The organism is Thermobifida cellulosilytica TB100 (genome assembly GCF_001517975.1).
GTDB classification, from domain to species: Bacteria; Actinomycetota; Actinomycetes; order Streptosporangiales; family Streptosporangiaceae; genus Thermobifida; species Thermobifida cellulosilytica.
Map to the genome: position 1 here is coordinate 615,228 of NZ_KQ950181.1, position 16,084 is coordinate 631,311.

At 72.6% G+C, this 16,084-nt stretch carries 10 protein-coding genes; 3 read left to right on the plus strand and 7 right to left on the minus strand.

Annotated elements, in window-relative coordinates:
* The first annotated feature begins 1,123 nt into the window (after window positions 1-1,123).
* Entirely contained in the window at window positions 1,124-1,306 is a 183-nt protein-coding gene (locus AC529_RS09005) for a hypothetical protein (RefSeq protein ID WP_068755510.1), read from the plus strand.
* A gap of 179 nt (window positions 1,307-1,485) precedes the next feature.
* On the opposite strand, the gene AC529_RS09010 is transcribed toward AC529_RS09005, so the two are convergent.
* The 5 genes from AC529_RS09010 to AC529_RS09030 all read right to left on the minus strand — a co-directional run bounded on the left by AC529_RS09010 (window position 1,486) and on the right by AC529_RS09030 (window position 11,355).
* Window positions 1,486-2,757 (minus strand): TIGR02679 family protein, encoded by a 1,272-nt coding sequence (locus AC529_RS09010; RefSeq protein ID WP_068755512.1) that lies wholly within the window; start codon window positions 2,755-2,757, stop codon window positions 1,486-1,488.
* Window positions 2,754-6,965 carry a TIGR02680 family protein gene (locus AC529_RS09015; protein ID WP_068755514.1) on the minus strand — a complete coding sequence of 1,404 codons (4,212 nt, stop codon included), beginning with the start codon at window positions 6,963-6,965 and terminating at the stop codon, window positions 2,754-2,756. Before AC529_RS09015 ends, AC529_RS09010 begins: the two co-directional genes overlap by 4 nt.
* The gene (locus AC529_RS09020) at window positions 6,962-8,299 is read right to left on the minus strand and encodes a TIGR02678 family protein (RefSeq protein ID WP_068755519.1); all 1,338 of its coding nucleotides are present in this window, start codon (window positions 8,297-8,299) and stop codon (window positions 6,962-6,964) included. The genes AC529_RS09015 and AC529_RS09020 overlap by 4 nt, the downstream gene beginning before the upstream one ends.
* Window positions 8,296-9,891, minus strand: coding sequence for a TIGR02677 family protein (locus AC529_RS09025; RefSeq protein ID WP_068755520.1), 1,596 nt, complete (start codon window positions 9,889-9,891; stop codon window positions 8,296-8,298). Before AC529_RS09025 ends, AC529_RS09020 begins: the two co-directional genes overlap by 4 nt.
* Before the next feature lie 210 nt (window positions 9,892-10,101).
* Window positions 10,102-11,355 carry an ROK family transcriptional regulator gene (locus tag AC529_RS09030; protein WP_068755953.1) on the minus strand — a complete coding sequence of 418 codons (1,254 nt, stop codon included), beginning with the start codon at window positions 11,353-11,355 and terminating at the stop codon, window positions 10,102-10,104.
* A gap of 151 nt (window positions 11,356-11,506) precedes the next feature.
* On the opposite strand from AC529_RS09030, the gene xylB reads away from it, so the two are divergent.
* On the plus strand, window positions 11,507-12,895 hold the full coding sequence (gene xylB, locus AC529_RS09035; protein WP_068755521.1) for a xylulokinase: 1,389 nt from the start codon (window positions 11,507-11,509) through the stop codon (window positions 12,893-12,895).
* Between the two features lie 35 nt (window positions 12,896-12,930).
* The gene (gene xylA, locus AC529_RS09040; RefSeq protein ID WP_068755522.1) at window positions 12,931-14,088 is read left to right on the plus strand and encodes a xylose isomerase; all 1,158 of its coding nucleotides are present in this window, start codon (window positions 12,931-12,933) and stop codon (window positions 14,086-14,088) included.
* Window positions 14,089-14,288: 200 nt separating this feature from the next.
* On the opposite strand, the gene AC529_RS09045 is transcribed toward xylA, so the two are convergent.
* Window positions 14,289-14,837 carry a TIGR03086 family metal-binding protein gene (locus tag AC529_RS09045; protein WP_068755523.1) on the minus strand — a complete coding sequence of 183 codons (549 nt, stop codon included), beginning with the start codon at window positions 14,835-14,837 and terminating at the stop codon, window positions 14,289-14,291.
* Between the two features lie 73 nt (window positions 14,838-14,910).
* Entirely contained in the window at window positions 14,911-15,720 is an 810-nt protein-coding gene (locus AC529_RS09050; RefSeq protein WP_068755525.1) for an SDR family oxidoreductase, read from the minus strand.
* Window positions 15,721-16,084: the final 364 nt, after the last annotated feature.

Sequence of the window (16,084 nt, forward strand, 5' to 3'; positions counted from 1 at the left end):
TGACGACACGTCCGCTTGGGAAGCGGAGTGGAAGGGTGTCCGCTGAGCAGCAGGCTTTATGACTCGTGGCGACGCGGGACGGGTGTCGGGCACTGGGGTTTCTCAGAGTCTGCGGCGGTGCGCTGGTCCGGAGGAACCGGGGCGCCATTGCTCGGCGAGTACGGTCCTGATGGCCTCGGCCACTGTGGCGGGGGGTGACGGCCACGGATGGTGCGCCCGTTCAGTTGCTCGGGTGGGGGAGTGGGGCAGTGACCATGAGAGCCTGCCCGGGGTTGTCGGCGAGTTCCACGGTGAAGGCCAGCGGTGTCGCACAGAACCCTTGGGTGTAGGCCGGCCGGTGGCGTCCGCGCCATCGGTGGGTGTCACCGTCAAACGGTGATGAGGCTCGCCCTCTTCTTACCAGTGTCACGCGTTTTCCTTTGGGGATGGCGTCGGCACTTCGGCGACAGTGGGGTTTTCATGTCTGCCCGGCCCGGGACATCCGCAACCACAACGGCGAGCAACCACGAACCGGGAACAGGCCGCCGGGCGCGTGGCCGGATCCTGCCAGTTTCCGCGATGGTCTGACGGCTCGGCCCGTGCTGTGGTGGGATACCGGTCGGCGAAGCCCAGCCCCGTGGCAGCGTGGCTGTGGTCGAGAGGAGGGGGCAGGTGCCAGGCGAGTACGAGCGCATCGCGTCGATCGACGATCCGTTCGCTCTGCTCCGGGCGGCGACCGAACGCCTTGCCCAAGCACAGCAGGAGGTGACCGATCTGGCTCGGTTGCGTCGCCGTGTGATTCAGGACCTGCACGCTCAGGGTTGTCGTATGCCCAGATCGCCAAGCAGGCGGGTTTGAGTCGAGGGCGCATCCACCAGATCCGGCGCACCGATCCGGCTTCGGAGGGGACGTTCCCCGCTCCTGTCCCGGAGTCTGGTGAGGCGGACGTGGACCCAACAGTCAGCCGTCGGTGATGGTGTCCCCAGCGCCCTTGGGACAGCTCAGGATGGCACTGGGGACACCATCACCCGCGATCCGGACGCTGGGGACATGCCCGACGTGTGATCCTGGCTCCAGGGACACGATCACGCCGGGTTGGCGGACCAAGTCCCGTGGGTAGTTGGCCACAGAGAGTGGGTGGAGAGTGAAGCCGACACCGCATCCGACCTTCGGCCTGCTCGCTGCGGCCCTGTCCGCATCGATCCTCGCCGTCGACCTCCCCTACTACGCCGTCGCGGCATCGGCGGCTCTGGTCGTTCTTATCGCCGTCTGGCTCGTGGTGGCGGTCCGCGACGCGAAGAAGAGAGCCCGCGGCGGCCCCCGCTAGCCGCCTCGCGGACCCCCGCGCCACCGCCGTGCTCCTTCCGGACAGTTCCCGGAGGATGGCGGGCGCCGCGTCGAGGCCGCCGGGGCCTCCGGGACTGTCCCGGGCCGGGATCCCCGGAACCGTCGCCTCGGACATGCGGGCTTCACCGCCGCAGACCAGGCCGCCTTCTCCCCGGCCTCTCACCCGCTCAGGTCGGAAACCAGCAGGTCCAGAGCGGACTCCTCGTGGACGGCCACTCCCAGGGAGTGCATGGCCGCCGCCAGTTCGGGGTCCCAGTCAGCCTCGCGGGCGGGACCGGAGAGCGGATTCAGCGGAGTCCTCCGCTGCCGGGCGCGGGTGACGTGCTCCTCGTAGTCACCGGCGCGCATCCGCCACGGTTGGACGTTGTAGCGGGTCACCAGGCGGTTCATCATCGCCACCCCGGGCCAGTCGAAGTCGCAGCGTCCGTGCAGCACCGCTCCGGCCGCGCAGAGCGCGTCCAGCAGGGTGAGAACCACCGTCGTGGCGTTGCCCGAGGTGCACACGACCGGTGCCGCGCAGCCGTGGTCTGCGGCGGCCTCCACGATCCGAGGATTCTCGCAGACGTACACCACCGGATCGGTTCCGGGGAAGTCCCACCGCAGCCGGCGGAGGTCCCGCAGGCTCAGATGGGTCTCGGCATGGTGTTCGGCCCGTTCGCGGAGTTGTCGGGCGAGCCAGTCCGGGCCGGCGGGGCGCAGACCGTACGTCAGCACGGTGCTGGACACGTTGTCCGTGCTCACCCCGGCCTCGGCCCACAGCCAGCGGCGTTGCGCGGCGTCGGCAGGCAGTGGAAGGTCCAGGGCCAGGGCGAGGGCACGCTGTACGGTCCGTGCCAGCAGCGAGGTGTCGTCGAGGCCGTGCGCGGTGCCGGTGACCCGCTCGGCGAGTTCGTGGCGTCCCACGGTCCCCGTGCCGTTCCCGGAGAGTGCGGGGATTCCCTCCAGCACACGTACGGCCCGATCGACGAGGTCGGCTGCCTCCGTCGGGGTCAGACGGCCCAGGATTCCCGACCGGAAGAGTTCGTCCAGCCACTGCTGCACCCAAGGGTCCGCCCCCAGGCGTGCGGCACTCGACTGGGCGGACTCGCGCAGATGCTGTCGCGCGTCTCTTTGATCGCGCAGCTCACGGGGGCGGTCGGTGATCGTGCCGCGTAGTTCGGCCACCACGTCCACCAGACCGCGCCGGGCGGCGCTGGCCCGCAACCGGGCGTCGAGGTCCGCCAGGTCCACGGTCACGTTCTCGGCCGTGAGAGTGCGTCGCATCAGCAAGGACAGCGCCTCGCGTTCCTCCGGAGTCGTTTCGGGCACGCGCAGCCGTCCCCGCACCGCCAGCCCGTTGCGGCGCAGCCGGTCGTGCAGCAGGTCCCACAGCCGCGACAGTTGCGGCCGGTCGAGGTGGCGTCGGATCTGCGGGGGCAGACCGTCGGTCATGTGGAGACCAGCCTCCGTTCCCTGCCGTTCCAGGTGAAGTGGACGGTGGCGACCCCGCGCCGGGCCGGGTCGCGCAGGCACTCGTAGATGTGCAGGTCGGGGACGTTGGGAAAAGTGCCCCACAGGCGTTCGCTGGTGATGACGAAGTCGAGGTCGAAGTCGATGAGCAGCCCCAGCAGGCGGGCGTGGGTGGGCTCGTCGACCTTGGCGAAGGCGTCGTCGAGCAGGATGAGCCGGGGGGCGTGCGGCGCGGTCTCGGCCAGCGAGGTGAAGTGCGACGCCGCCGCCGCGAACAGCAGCAGGTAGCTGATCACCCGCTGTTCCCCCTGGCTGAGCGCGATGCGGTGGTTGAATGCGCGGCGGCTCTTGCCGTCCGCGCCGAGTACGTAGGGGTGGAACTCGAACCAGGTGCGGTAGTCCAGGGCCGCCCGCAGGTGCACCCCGTATCCGGCGGTGGGATCGTCGCGGCGGATCGTCTCGATGTGCCGCCGCAGCGCGTCGCGCAGCCGTGCGGCGTCGTCCGGGTGGCGGGTGGCGGAGGTCTCGTCGAGCAGTGCGACGGCGAGTTGGACGTCGGGGGAGGCGCCAGGAGAGAGCTTCCACTCCACGGTGGCTCCCATGCCGTGCGAGGAACGCACGTCCTGCAGGGTCCGGTTCATCCGCTGCACCGCCTGGCGGGCCTGGAGCAGTTGGTGGGTCAGATGGTCACCCAGTTCGCCGAGCAGGTACCGCTGGAACACCTCCTGTTCCCGGGCGGAGACGCGGTCCCGGTCGGCTGCGAGGTTGGCTTCGAGCCGCTGTCCCACGGTCGCGATGTCGTGGGTTCCGGTGTCGTCGGCCAGCTCCCACATCTGGATGTCGCCGTGCGCCAGGCGGAACGTGGCGTCATAACCGCCGGCGAGCCGGTCCTTGAGTTCGTTGCCCCGATTGAGCAGCGTGTTCGCGGAGACGTCGGACTTGGGCGGGCCGAGTGCCGCGGCGACCTCGCCGGCGAGTCGTGCCAGTGCTGCGATGCGGTCGCGTACCGGCCCCTCCTGGGCGGCGTCGAACCGGTCGACCATGTCGGCCGCACCGGTGATGCCCGCGGCGGCGGCCAGGCCGGGCGAACCGAGGGGGCCGAGCAGGCGACCGGCCGCCTCAACGGTGGCAGCCTCCTGCTGCGCGCGGGCCTCGGTGGCGCGACGGTGTTCGACCTCGGCGGCGATCCGGCGGTCGTGAAGGTCCTGGACGTGCCTGGTCAGCCGGGGCAGGTGCTGCTCGGCGGCGCCGATGCGCCTGCGCAACTCGGCTTCCCGCTGCCGCAGCTCCTCCTCGCCCGCGCCCAGGGAATCGCGGAGAAGAGCGAGCTTCCGCTGTTCGGTGGTGAGGCGGTCGAACGCGGAGGTGTAGTCGTCCACGGCGTGCTGCACCGTCTCACCGGTTGCGGCCAGGGCGGAGCGGGACACCTCGAACTTCTCGACCGCCCCGGCCAGGCGTTCCACGTCGTCGACGAAACGGGCCAGTGTCCCCTGGAATCTCTCCAGCGCCACAGCCAGGCGGTCCAGTCCGTCCGCCTCCTCGGGGAGCCGTTCAGAGCTCGCCTTGGCGCGCGCTCTGGCGTGTGCGGCGGTGGCCTCGGCCCGGGTGGTCTCAGCCCGACGGCGGGCCGTGCGCAGCTTTTCGGCGGCTGTTGCGATGTCGTCCTCGGTGAGCCGGTGGGCCTCCCAGGCGCTGACGAACGCGCGGCTGGACGGCAGAGCGCCCAGCGCCCGCCGCAGTCCTTCCCGGCGTTCATCGATCGCGGCCAACTGGTCAGCGAACGCCTCGGCTGCGGCCCGGGCCTCCTCCAGCCGCGCGGTGAGGTCGGCGATCCGGCGGCGGCGGGTTTCGGCGCGCACTCCCGCGCCGACGTACTCGGCCTGCTGTTTGCCGTGCGTCCCACGCAGCGGGCCCAGTCGCCAGCGGCCGTCCAGAGCCACCCAGTGCTCAGCGGCCGTCTCGGTGCCGGCGAGCGCGATCGTGCGCAGCACGTCGGCGACGGCGGTCTCGGACACCGTTTCGGTGGCGACGGGGCGAAGCACGTCGGCGAGACTGGGACCGTCCACCGGCCGCCCCGGGACGGCGAGGAGATCGCGGGTGCGGGAGTCGCGCAGCCGCCCCGCCGGATCCAACCACGCGGACAGCAGTCCGCTCGCCTGGAGAGCCGCTTCGAGCCCGGCGCGTTCGGCCGCATCGAGGTGGTCGGCGAAGTCGACCAGACGGTACAGCGCGGCCCCTGCGTCCTCGGGGCGTGGTGCCACGGCCCAGTCCGGGCGGGGTGGTTCCGGGTCGGCGCGCCGCTGCCACTCGGCGAGTTCCCGTTCCAGGTCGGCGGCCCGCTGCGCTGCCGCCTGACCTGCGGCGCCGACCCGGTCGCGTTCGGTGTCGAGCTCGGCCAGGCGCGGGGCCAGCAGGAGGCGGGCGGCCTCGGCGACCTGTTCGGGCGTTTCGGGGCCGGGGACGCGGTCGGCGACGCTGCCTTCGGTCTCTGCGCCGACCGCGGCGAGGGCCACGACGGGGCGGCTCTCCTGCGACGGGGTCTCGGGGAGCGCCTCGGCCCAGGAGCGGACGGCTTCGGCGTACCGCTCGGCGTGCTCCAGCAGCGCGGCGGCGTGTTCGGTGTGCCGTTCGTGGGCCCGCGCCAGTTCGTCCTCGCAGCGGTCGGCTTCGGCCTCGGCGCCACGGGCCACGTGCCAGGCCTGCTCGGCCTGTTGGAAGAGACTGCGGACGTCGGCGACGGTGCGGACGTGGTTGCGTCTGATCTGCTCCACACCGTGCAGCTTGGCGGCCGTGTCCCGCAGGTGTCCGGCCAGCCTGTCAGGCAGGGCGGCGAGCCGAGGACGGGCGATCTCGACCCGTTCGCCGTCGGGCGAAGTCAGCGGGGTGCTGGGGACGGCGGTGGACGTGTCGCGGACCGGTTGGGGGAGAGTGCCCAGCAGCGTCCCGTCGATGCCGCAGTGGTGCGCGGCGTCACGGAGGCCGCGCTGCCGGTCCCGGAGGTCGACAAGGGCCTTGGCGATCGTGGTGAATTCCTCGGTGAGCCGCTCGGCCTGGCCATGTTCGGTGGTGAGGGTGCGGTGCAGTCCCTGCCAGGTGTTCACCGCGCCGGTGTGCAGCGCCCGCACGGTTTCCTGCTTCTCGCGCAGGTCGCCGAGGGCCTGGTAGGCCGAACTGTTGACCAGGGTGGCCAGGTCGCCGCGGGCCGTTTCCAGTTGGGCGGCGACCGTTTCCGCCTCGGCCGCAGCCTCCCGTTCCCGCTCGACCAGTTCGGCGTGTTCGCGTTGCCGATCTCCTGCCGCGCGCCGTCGCTGCGCCAGCTCCCCGAGGAAGCCGCGGACGTCGTCGACCCGCCCGCGCAGCACTCCATGCAGGTAGCGGCGGTAGTCGCGGAGGAACTGTGCCACGGCCGTGGTGGTCTGCTCCAGCCGGGCCAGTTCGTCGCGGACGCTGTCCAGGTCGTTGAGGTTGCGGGCGACGGTGTCGATGATCTCGTCGTCGAGCGGGGGAAGGGATTCGTCGAGGATCTTGGTGAGTTCTCCGGCGAGCACCCGGTCGCCGACCGTCGGCTTGCGCAACTGGTAGAGCAGGTGCAGGAGATTGTGGTACTTGCCGCTGTCCTGCACACCGAACAGGCGGCGCATCACCTCGGCGCGGTAGGCGCTCGCCTGGGTGAAGTGGCAGCCCTCGCCGACGGTCTCCCGGAGTTCCCGGACGGTGGGCCTGCGGGTGCGGTCGTGCAGGGGCAGTCGGGGGCCGACGGGGATGTCGGTGATGAAGTACTCGGCGTCGGCGCGTTTCGCGCTCTGCGACGCGGTGATCGCTGCGCCGAGGGTCAGCAGGTGCTCCCGGCCCTCGGGGTCGGTGCGGTGGAACTCCACCCACAGGTAGCCGAGGCGGTTGACGCTGTCCCGGTAACCGTCGAGCATCAGCCACTTCAGCGTGGTCTTGCCGCTTCCGGTGGAGTCGATGGACCGGGTACGGCCGTCCAGCAGGAACGGCAGCAGCATCTCCAGCGCCTTGGACTTGCCCGCGCCGTTGGTGCCGCGCAGCAGCAGCCGTCCCGTGCCGAAGTGGAACACCTGGTCGTACTGCCACACGTTGTGGATACCGGCCCGGTGCAGGCGGAACCGGTGCGGGAAGCCGAGCGGGCGCGGGGCGGGCAGTGGGCGGACGGCTCCGGTGTCGCTCATCGGGCACCGCCTTTCGGGGAGGGGGTGGTGTGTCGGCGTGGCCGGTCGGTGCGGCCGGACGTGGTGGGGCGGTAGCGTGCCGCGGCGGCGAGGAGCACCCAGTGGCCTGCCTCGGGCCGGGGCGGTGGTGTGGCGAGCTGTCCGCGTGCGTTGCTCACGTCGGTGACCTGGCGATTGGGGTGTTCCGCGGCGGTGTCCCGCTCGCGAGCGGCGCGTTCGGCCCGGGTGGGGGCCACGGGGGCCATGAGCCGCATGTCGCACAGCAGGCGGCACACGTCGGCGCGGAGCGTGCTCACGTCGGTGACGTAGCTTTTGGCCCAGGCCGAGGCGTACTCGGCCGCGAGGTCGGTCAGGATCGCGTCGAGGCGTTCGGTGGGGACGGCCACCCCGATGACGAGTGTGCCGCCCGTGGCGGGATGGCCGGCCTGTTCGGGGCGCTCGGTCTCCAGCAGCCGTTCGACGAGCAGCAGCGCGGCCTGGGCGACCGTGCCCGTTCCGGGGAAGTCGATGTCGCTGAAGTCGTCCTGGTCACGGACCAGGGCGACCCCCTCGGCGCGGATCTCCAGGTCGGCGCCGAGGATCTCGTGGAAGTTGAGCTGTTCGCGGCGCTGGTTCCGGCGCAGCCAGGCGCGTTCGGTCTCGTCGAGGTCGTCCAGGTAGACGACGGGGGTTTCCACGATGCGCCGCCGCACCGCGAGCCGGGGGCTGTCGCGGTCCGGACGTTCGGCGGCGCGGAGGAACTCCTCGGGAGTGCGGGAAGCGCCGAGCGGGCCGCTGACGATGCGGCGTGCGAGGTCGGTGTCGATGGTGAGCAGGGCTTCGCGCTCGTCGTCGGCGAGCAGTGCGTCGACGCTGCCCTCGGTCTCGGTCAGCACGTCCCATTCGATGAGCGTGCGCAGCGCGGCGGTCAGGTGCCGTTTCTGGGCGCCGTCGGGGTCGCCGAGGTCGATCGCGGCGTCGGCCGCGGCGAGTCGGATCTCGGCGACGAGTTCGGACAGCAGCATCTGCTCGGGGGCGGTGACGGTGGCTGCGAGCGCGAGCACCAGGTAGGTGTAGGTGCGCGGGGAGAAGACGGTTCCGGTGGTGGCGCGGGTGAGCCTGCGGCCGCAGTCCGGGCCCAGACCGGGCTTGTGCAGGCGGGCGAAGCGGCCTTCGACGACCAGCCGGTAGCCGAGGAACTGGTGGAACTCGCTTTTGAGTTCGTCGGCATACCTGCGGACCAGGGAGAACCCCTCGGGGTCGCGCCGCGCGGTGAGGAGCGGGGTGCGCAGCAGCAGCCGCATCGCTTCGCGGATCTCGACCTTGGCGGCGCGGTCGTCGGCCAGTGGTTTCATGATCCGGTCGCCTCCCGGGTTCTGGAGGAGCTGAGGTGGACGGTGCAGCCCTCCAGGACGAGGTCGCCGCCGCGGCTGTGCACGACCGTGGTCCGGTCGGCCTGCTCACGCACTTCCAGGCTGAGGCGCAGACCGGCGTCGGCGGTGCGGAACACGCGGGAACCCGGTTCTCCCGACGGCTGGGCCATGGCGCGTCCGAGCAGTTCGTTGAAGAGTTCGAACGCTGCGGCGGAGAAGACGACCGTGTCCTCCCGGCCCGCGGCCGCAACCAGTTCGGCGGCTCCGGCCGCGCGCCGCTCCTCCCGTTCCCGGGCGGTGCGCAGCAGGTCCCGGCGTGCTTGCGTGTAGTCCTCGCCTTCGCGCCGCACCGCGCCCCGGGGCCTGCGGTCGCCGCGTTCGCGGATGCTGACGGGGACGTCGACGGGGTCGTCGTGCCACCAACTGGTGGAGCTGGTGGCGGTGTCCCGGTCACCGCGGGCGCCGCCGAGGTGGCGGACCCCGTACATGCCGAACGCGGCGGCGACGAGGTCGTGAGCCTGGGAGTCGTCGGCGGCGTCGACCCACCGGGCGAGCCGGAGCAGGTCGTTGCGGCGAGACAGTTCTCCCATGGCGGAGGAGCGCAGCATCCGCTTGGCGTTTCCCAGCAGCGACTGCAGCGCCTTCATGGTGGCCAGGCGCAGTTGGCCGACGCCGCTGCCCCGTCCGCCGGAGTCGATGAACCAGCCGCGCAGTTCCTGCCAGTCGCGCAGGTGCCGTCCGCTGCTGCGGCGGATGCGGACGTCGGAGTCGCCGAGAGCGCTCAGTCCTTGGTCGGCGGCGTCGATGCGGGCCAGCAGGTCGGGCAGCACCGGCCACAGCCCGTCGAGCGCTTCGCGGATCACCGGGGTCTGGCGGGCCACGTCCTCGGTGATGGTCTCGGCGTAGTCGAGCAGCACGTCCTTGAAGACGCGGAACTCGGTGTCGCCGAGGTCGAAGCGGTTGAGGACGTGGCCGAGGTAGGCGTAGAACTCGCGGACCGATTCCACGAACCGCTCGAACTGGGCGAAGATCGTGGAGACGCGGCCCAGGGCGTCCTGTCCGGCGACACCGCCGGGCTCCTGGGCGAGGTCGCGGAGGGCGGTGAGCCCCTCGGCGACCAGCCCCAGCAGTTCCCGGCTCACCTCGCGGACGGAGTCGGCGGCGAGGAGTTCGTCGCTGTGCCGCTGCACCATCTCCCCTGCGGGGGAGAGCTGGTAGCGGCCCCGACTGCGCTGGTACTCGGTGACGGTCGCGGCGCGCACCGGCCGTGCGCTCGGCAGCAGCGCACCCCAGGCACGGAGCTGGTCAAGGCGCAGCGCGACCAGGTCGACAGGCTTGGGGTCCCCGCTGTGCGCGAGTTTCTCGGCGACTTCGTGCGCGGACAGGTCGGCCAGCAGCGTGCCGGTGAAGACCCGCATGACAGCGATGTAGTCGGCCCGTTCCGGCACGGTGAGGTAGGTGTAGGCGGTCAGCCGTGCGTAGTCGGGCGGCGCGGCTCCGGACGGCCCGGTGGGGGAGGCGCCGTCACCGCCCGGACCGGAGGGCTCGGGTCCGGCGCCGTGGGGTTCGTCCATGTTCCGCACGATAAGCAACCAGACCGACTCTTTTGCGGGAAACCGGTGACTGGCCGGAAGCGGTCACGGGCCGGGGCTGCCCCGGGCGTGGGCGGGCCGCCTTCCCCACCGGCCCCGAGGGATGAACGACCGACGGCCCGCACCGGTATGGCCCTAGGGACAGGCCCGACGCGTGACCATGGCCCCCGGACCATGCCGGTGCGGGCCGGGTCAGGCCGCGTTGCTGCCCGGGGGCAGGGGGAGCGAACCGGTGTCCAGGGCGTCGATGAGGGCCATGGCCCCGCCGCGGGCGGCGGCGCTCAGCCCCAGGGTGGACGGCTCGATGCGGCAGTTGCCGCTGTCGGGGGCGAAGGAGTGCGCGGCCATCGCCTCGCGGCACGGCGGCAGCAGCCAGGGCGACAGCGGCACGAAGTAGCCGCCGAGGATGATGGCGCTGGGGTTGAGCAGGTTGACCAGGGTCGCCGCGGCGCGGCCCAGCCACTCCCCGGCGCTGGTCAGCGCGTCCAGCGCGGTGGGGTCGTCGGCTTCGGCGCGGCGCGCGGTCTCGGCCACCAGCGACTCCACGACGCTGCCGCGCACCGGTCCGTCGGGCACCAGGTCGGGGACGGCGCGGCGCAGGATGGAGTCGAGTCCGGCGAGCGCCTCCAGGCAGCCGCGCTGTCCGCAGGCGCACCGCGGCCCGTCCTTGAGCAGCGGGATGTGCCCGATCTCCCCGGCGAATCCGCTCGCCCCGCGCAGCGGTTCGCCGTTCATGAGCACGCCCGCGCCGATGCCGACCTCGCCGGTCAGGTACACCAGGTCCAGGGTGCGGGCCAGGTGGCCGCCCCGGTACTCGGCGACCGCGCCCAGGTTGGCGTCGTTGTCGACCAGCACGGGCGCCCCGGCCAGCGCGGTGTCGGCCAGCAGGTCGGTGAGCCGCCGCTTCAGCGGGAAGCCGCGCCAGCCCAGGTTGGGGGCGTTGGAGACGGTTCCGGAGGCGACGTCGATGAGCGCGGGCACGGCCACGCTCACCCCCAGCAGCGGGCGGTCGCGCAGCAGCGGGTCGGCGGTGGCCTCCAGCAGCAGGTCGCGCAGCCGCAGAGCGCACTCCTCGGGGCCGGCGGCGCGGGCGTCGAAGGCCACGTGCCGGGTGAGCACCTCGCGCTCCAGCAGGTCCATCGTGGCCAGGGCGAGGTAGTCGACGTTGACTTCCAGCCCGATCGCGACCAGGGTGGAGCCGTTGATGGTCAGCATCATGCCGGGGCGTCCCACCCGGCGCTGGTTGACCAGGCCGGTCTCGCACACCAGGCCCCGGTCGATCAGTTCGGCGACCAGGCTGGAGACGGTGGCCTTGGTCAGTCCGGTCGACGCGGCGACCACCGCCCGTGAACAGGGGGCACTGGTGCGGATCGTGCGCAGCACGATGCCCAGGTTGGTCTCCCTGACGGCCTGGAATCCGGCCGGTCCCTCGGTAGCGCCCACCATGCGGCGGCTCCCCTCCCGCTTCACGCCCTCCGCGGCGTTCCTCCGTGTTTTCCCACCAGTCTCCTGGTTACCGCCCCGCCGAGGATTGACAATCAATTCGTTCAAACACAAAACTAATGGATGTCCAGCCGTCCCACCAAAGAGAGGCAGCATGCCGCTCGTCGCCGGAGTCGACTCCTCCACCCAGGCAACCAAGATCGTCGTGCGCGATGCCGCCACCGGAGCCCTCGTCCGGCAGGCCCGCGCCCCCCACCCCGACGGAACCGAGGTCAACCCCCAGGCGTGGTGGCAGGCCCTGGTTGAGGCCGCCTCAGGGGGACTCCTCGACGACGTCGCCGCCCTCTCGGTCGCCGCGCAGCAGCACGGCATGGTCGCGCTCGACGCCGACGGCGTGCCCGTACGCGACGCGCTGCTGTGGAACGACACCCGGTCGGCGGGCGCGGCCAGCGACCTCGTCGCCGAACTCGGCGGCCCCGCCGAGTGGAGCCGCGCCGTCGGCTCGGTGCCGGTGGCCAGCTTCACCGTCACCAAACTGCGCTGGCTCGCCCAGCACGAACCCGACAACGCCGCCCGCGCCGAGAGCATCCTGCTGCCCCACGACTGGCTCACCCAGCGCCTCACCGGCGCAGCCGAACCCGTCACCGACCGCGGCGACGCCTCCGGCACCGGCTACTACGACCCCGCCACCGACACCTACCGCACCGACCTGCTCACCCTGGCCTTCGGCCGGGAACTGCGCACCCCCCGCGTCGCCGGCCCAGCCGAGACGGTCGGCGAGGTCACCGCCCCCGAACTGCCGTCCATCGGCGTGGTCGGCGTGGGAACGGGCGACAACATGGCCGCCGCGCTGGCCCTGGACGCCCGCCCCGGCGACGTCGTGGTCTCCATCGGCACCTCCGGGACCGCCTTCGCCGTCGCCGAGAAGCCCACCGCCGACCCCAGCGGCGCCGTCGCCGGCTTCGCCGACGCCACCGGCCGCTTCCTGCCACTGGTGTGCACCCTCAACGCCGCCCGCGTCCTGGACGCCGGAGCCGCCATGCTGGGCGTCACCCACGCCGAGTTCGACCGGCTGGCGCTGTCGGCCCAGCCCGGCTCGGGCGGCCTGGTGCTGCTGCCCTACCTGGACGGCGAGCGCACCCCCGACCTGCCCGACGCCACCGGCCGCCTGGACGGCCTCACCCGCGCCAACCTCACCCCCGCCAACCTGGCCCGCGCCTTCGTCGAAGGCATGCTGTGCGGCCTGGCCGACGCCGTGGACACCCTCGTCGACCAGGGCGTGCCGGTCAACCGCGTGCTGCTCATCGGCGGCGGCGCCCGCTCCGCCGCGGTCCGCGCCATCGCCCCCCAGATCCTGGGCCGCCCCGTCACCGTGCCCGCCGAAGGCGAGTACGTCGCCGACGGCGCCGCCCGCCAGGCCGCCTGGGCGCTGTCGGGCAAGCCCACCCCGCCCGAGTGGGAGAACGCCGTCACCGCCGTGAGCGAGGCCGACCCCACCCCCCAGGTGCGGGAGCGCTACGCCGCCGCCCGCGACCGTCTCTGAACCGCAAGTCCCGTACCACGACGAAAGAGGCACACATGAGCAACTACCAGCCCACTCCCGAGGACCGGTTCAGTTTCGGACTGTGGACCGTCGGATGGCGCGGCCACAACACCTTCGGCGAGGCGGTGCGCCCCGCGCTCGACCCCGTCGACGTGGTGTGGAAGCTGAGCGAGCTCGGCGCCTACGGCATCACCTTCCACGACGACGACCTCATCCCGCCCGGCAGCAGCCCCGCCGAACGCGACGCCGTCATCAAGCGCTTCACCGAGGCGCTGGAGGCCAGCGGCCTGACCGTCCCGATGGTCACCACCAACCTGTTCAGCCACCCGGTGTTCCGCGACGGCGGCTTCACCTCCAACAGCCGCGACGTGCGCCGCTACGCCCTGCGCAAGGTGATGCGCAACATCGACCTGGCCGCCGAGCTGGGCGCGCGCACCTACGTGTGCTGGGGCGGCATGGACGGCGCCGAGTACGAGCCGGGCAAGAACGACGCCGCCGCCCTGGACCGGCTGCGCGAGGCGTTCAACCTGCTGTGCGAGTACGTCCGCACCAAGGGCTACAACCTGCGGTTCGCCATCGAGCCCAAGCCCAACGAGCCGCGCGGCGACGTGCTGCTGCCCACCATCGGCCACGCCATCGCCTTCATCAACGAGCTGGAGCACCCCGAGATGGTCGGCCTCAACCCCGAGGTCGGCCACGAGCAGATGGCCGGGCTCAGCTTCACCCACGGCGTGGCCCAGGCCCTGTGGCACGGCAAGCTGTTCCACATCGACCTCAACGGCCAGCGCGGCGTCAAGTACGACCAGGACCTGCGCTTCGGCGCCGGCGACGTGCGGGACGCCTTCTTCCTGGTCAACCTGCTGGAGAGCAGCGGCTACGACGGCCCGCGGCACTTCGACTTCAAGACCCCGCGCACCGAGAACGTCGACGGGGTCTGGGAGGCCGCGCGCAACTGCATGCGCAACTACCTGATCCTCAAGGAGAAGGCCGCGGCGTTCCGCGCCGACCCCGAGGTGCGCGCGGCCATGGAGGCCTCCCGGGTCTTCGAACTGGAGCAGCCCACCCTGGGCGAGGGCGAGACCCTGGAGGACCTGCTCGCCGAGGACATCGACCTGGAGGCGGTGGCGCAGCGCGGCTACCACTTCGAGCGTCTCGACCAGCTCGCCCTGGACCACCTCCTGGGCGTGCGCTGACCCCGGCCGCCGGGACGGACACCCCGCGGCCGTCCCCTCTCTGCCGCGAGGGCGTGGAGAGGAACGGCCCCGTCCCGGCACGGCGCCACCGGCGGAGCGCGTCCCGCCGTGGCGCCGTCACCCCACGGGGGGGTCGAAACAGCCCGGCCGACCGGCGTCCCCGCCCCGGTCGGCCGGGCTCCCCGAGCAGGACAGGCGGGTCAGGGAGTGCGGCCGAGGAAGGCCAGCAGCCGGTCCTGGAGCGGGGCGTCGGCGGCCACCTCGACCGCGGGGCCGCAGATGCCCTCCATACGCAGGCTGTCGCCCAGCTCCAGGGCGTCGGAGTACACGCGGGCGACCTCCTCGGCGGGCAGCGTCTCGTCCTGCCCGGTGGCACGCGCGATGTCCCAGGCGTGCACGAGCAGGTCGAAACAGAGGAAGCGGTCCACCGTCGCCGCCAGGCTGGTGCGGCCGAAGAACCCGTCGTACTCCAGGCCGGCGCGTGCCGGATCGGCGAGGATCTCCCGCATCGCGTCGCGCGCCTCGGCCCACGCGGCGGCCGGGTCCTCGTCCACCGACCCGGTCAGCTCGACGCTCAGCCCCGCGTACCCGGGCATGGCCGCGCAGGTCTCCACCACGTGCCGCAGGACGTCGCGGGCGCTCCACCCGGCGCACGGCGACGGGGCGTCCCACGCCTCGGGCGAGACGTCGCGGACGCGGCGGGTGAACTCGGCGGCCAGGAAGTCGTAGCGTTTCAGCACCTGTGTCATGCACCCCAGCCTGCCGGGCGCAGCGCGCGCTGTCGTGTACGGATCGGACATGCGCGCCGCCCGGTCCGGGCGCTCACAGGCCGTGCCTGCGGGCGACCAGGCGCAGCACCGCGGAGCGGGGCAGCAGGCGGCGCAGCGCGAACACCGCGGGCGCGTTGCTGCCCACCGCGTACAGCGGGCGCGGGCGGCGGGCCCAGACCGCCCGCAGCACGGTCCGCGCGACCCGTTCGGCGGAGACCCCGCGGGCCTCGTTGGCGTCGATCGCCTCCAGCATGGTGCGGAACTCGGCCGCATAGGGCGACCCCTCGCGCAGGTAGGCGGTGCGGCGCCGGCTGATGCCGGTGTTGACCGACCCCGGTTCCACGGTCGTGACCGCCACCCCGTAGGGGGCCACCTCGCGCCGTGCGGCGTCGGCGAACCCCCGCAGTGCGGCCTTGGACGCCACGTAGGAGGAGCGGTAGGCCAGCGGGAAACTCGCCGCCATCGACCCGACCATCACCACCCGCCCGTACCCGCGCTCCCGCATCCCCGGCAGCAGCAACTGGGTCAGCCGCACCGCCCCGAACACGTTGATGCGGAACAGCCGCTCCACCGCGTCGGGGGGCAGCTCCTCCAGGGGGCCGCTCTGGCTCTCCCCGGCGTTGTTCACCAGCACGTCCACCTCCCCTGCGGCCTGCGCGCACGCCTCCACCGACGCGGTGTCGGCCAGGTCGAGCGGCAGGTACTCGACCCGCGGCACGGGATCGGACACGGCTTCGGGGGCGCGGCTGGTGCCGTACACGCGCAGCCCTCGGTCGGCCAGCGCGGCGGCGACGGCCGCACCGATGCCCGAGGAGGCACCGGTGACCAGAGCGGTCCGGGGAGGAGGAACGGGGTGAGGCACGGGAGTGTCCTTTCGCGGCGCTGGGAGGGCGGTCTCTCCTCGTGCTCTTCCTACCGTCCCACCGTCCCGCAGGCCAGAGGCTGCTGACAGCGGCGCTGGTACCGGCGTCGCGGTCCTGGGACGGGAGGTGCCGGGCTCGGCTGACCGGGTTCCCGGCAGCAGGCGGCTGACAGGGCAAGCCCGAACCCGGACTCCCGCCGGGAGGCGGTGCCCGCGGACACCCCGCGAAGACCCGCGCCCGCACCAGGGCGCGGCAGCCGGGACAGAAGGTCCCGCACCCGGTCGGAGCCGTGGTCCCGTGCTGCCCGGCCGCGGCACGGAAACGTCCGTCCTCCCCGCCGCGGGAGTCCCGTTCCGCGATCGG

Coding starts and splice junctions, on each gene's coding strand:
- xylA (WP_068755522.1), top strand. CDS start 12,931: ATGAGCAACTACCAGCCCACTCCCGAGGACCGGTTCAGTTTCGGACTG.
- AC529_RS09015 (WP_068755514.1), bottom strand. CDS start 6,965: ATGAGCGACACCGGAGCCGTCCGCCCACTGCCCGCCCCGCGCCCGCTC.
- AC529_RS09010 (WP_068755512.1), bottom strand. CDS start 2,757: ATGACCGACGGTCTGCCCCCGCAGATCCGACGCCACCTCGACCGGCCG.
- AC529_RS09030 (WP_068755953.1), bottom strand. CDS start 11,355: ATGGTGGGCGCTACCGAGGGACCGGCCGGATTCCAGGCCGTCAGGGAG.
- AC529_RS09020 (WP_068755519.1), bottom strand. CDS start 8,299: ATGAAACCACTGGCCGACGACCGCGCCGCCAAGGTCGAGATCCGCGAA.
- AC529_RS09025 (WP_068755520.1), bottom strand. CDS start 9,891: ATGGACGAACCCCACGGCGCCGGACCCGAGCCCTCCGGTCCGGGCGGT.
- xylB (WP_068755521.1), top strand. CDS start 11,507: ATGCCGCTCGTCGCCGGAGTCGACTCCTCCACCCAGGCAACCAAGATC.
- AC529_RS09045 (WP_068755523.1), bottom strand. CDS start 14,837: ATGACACAGGTGCTGAAACGCTACGACTTCCTGGCCGCCGAGTTCACC.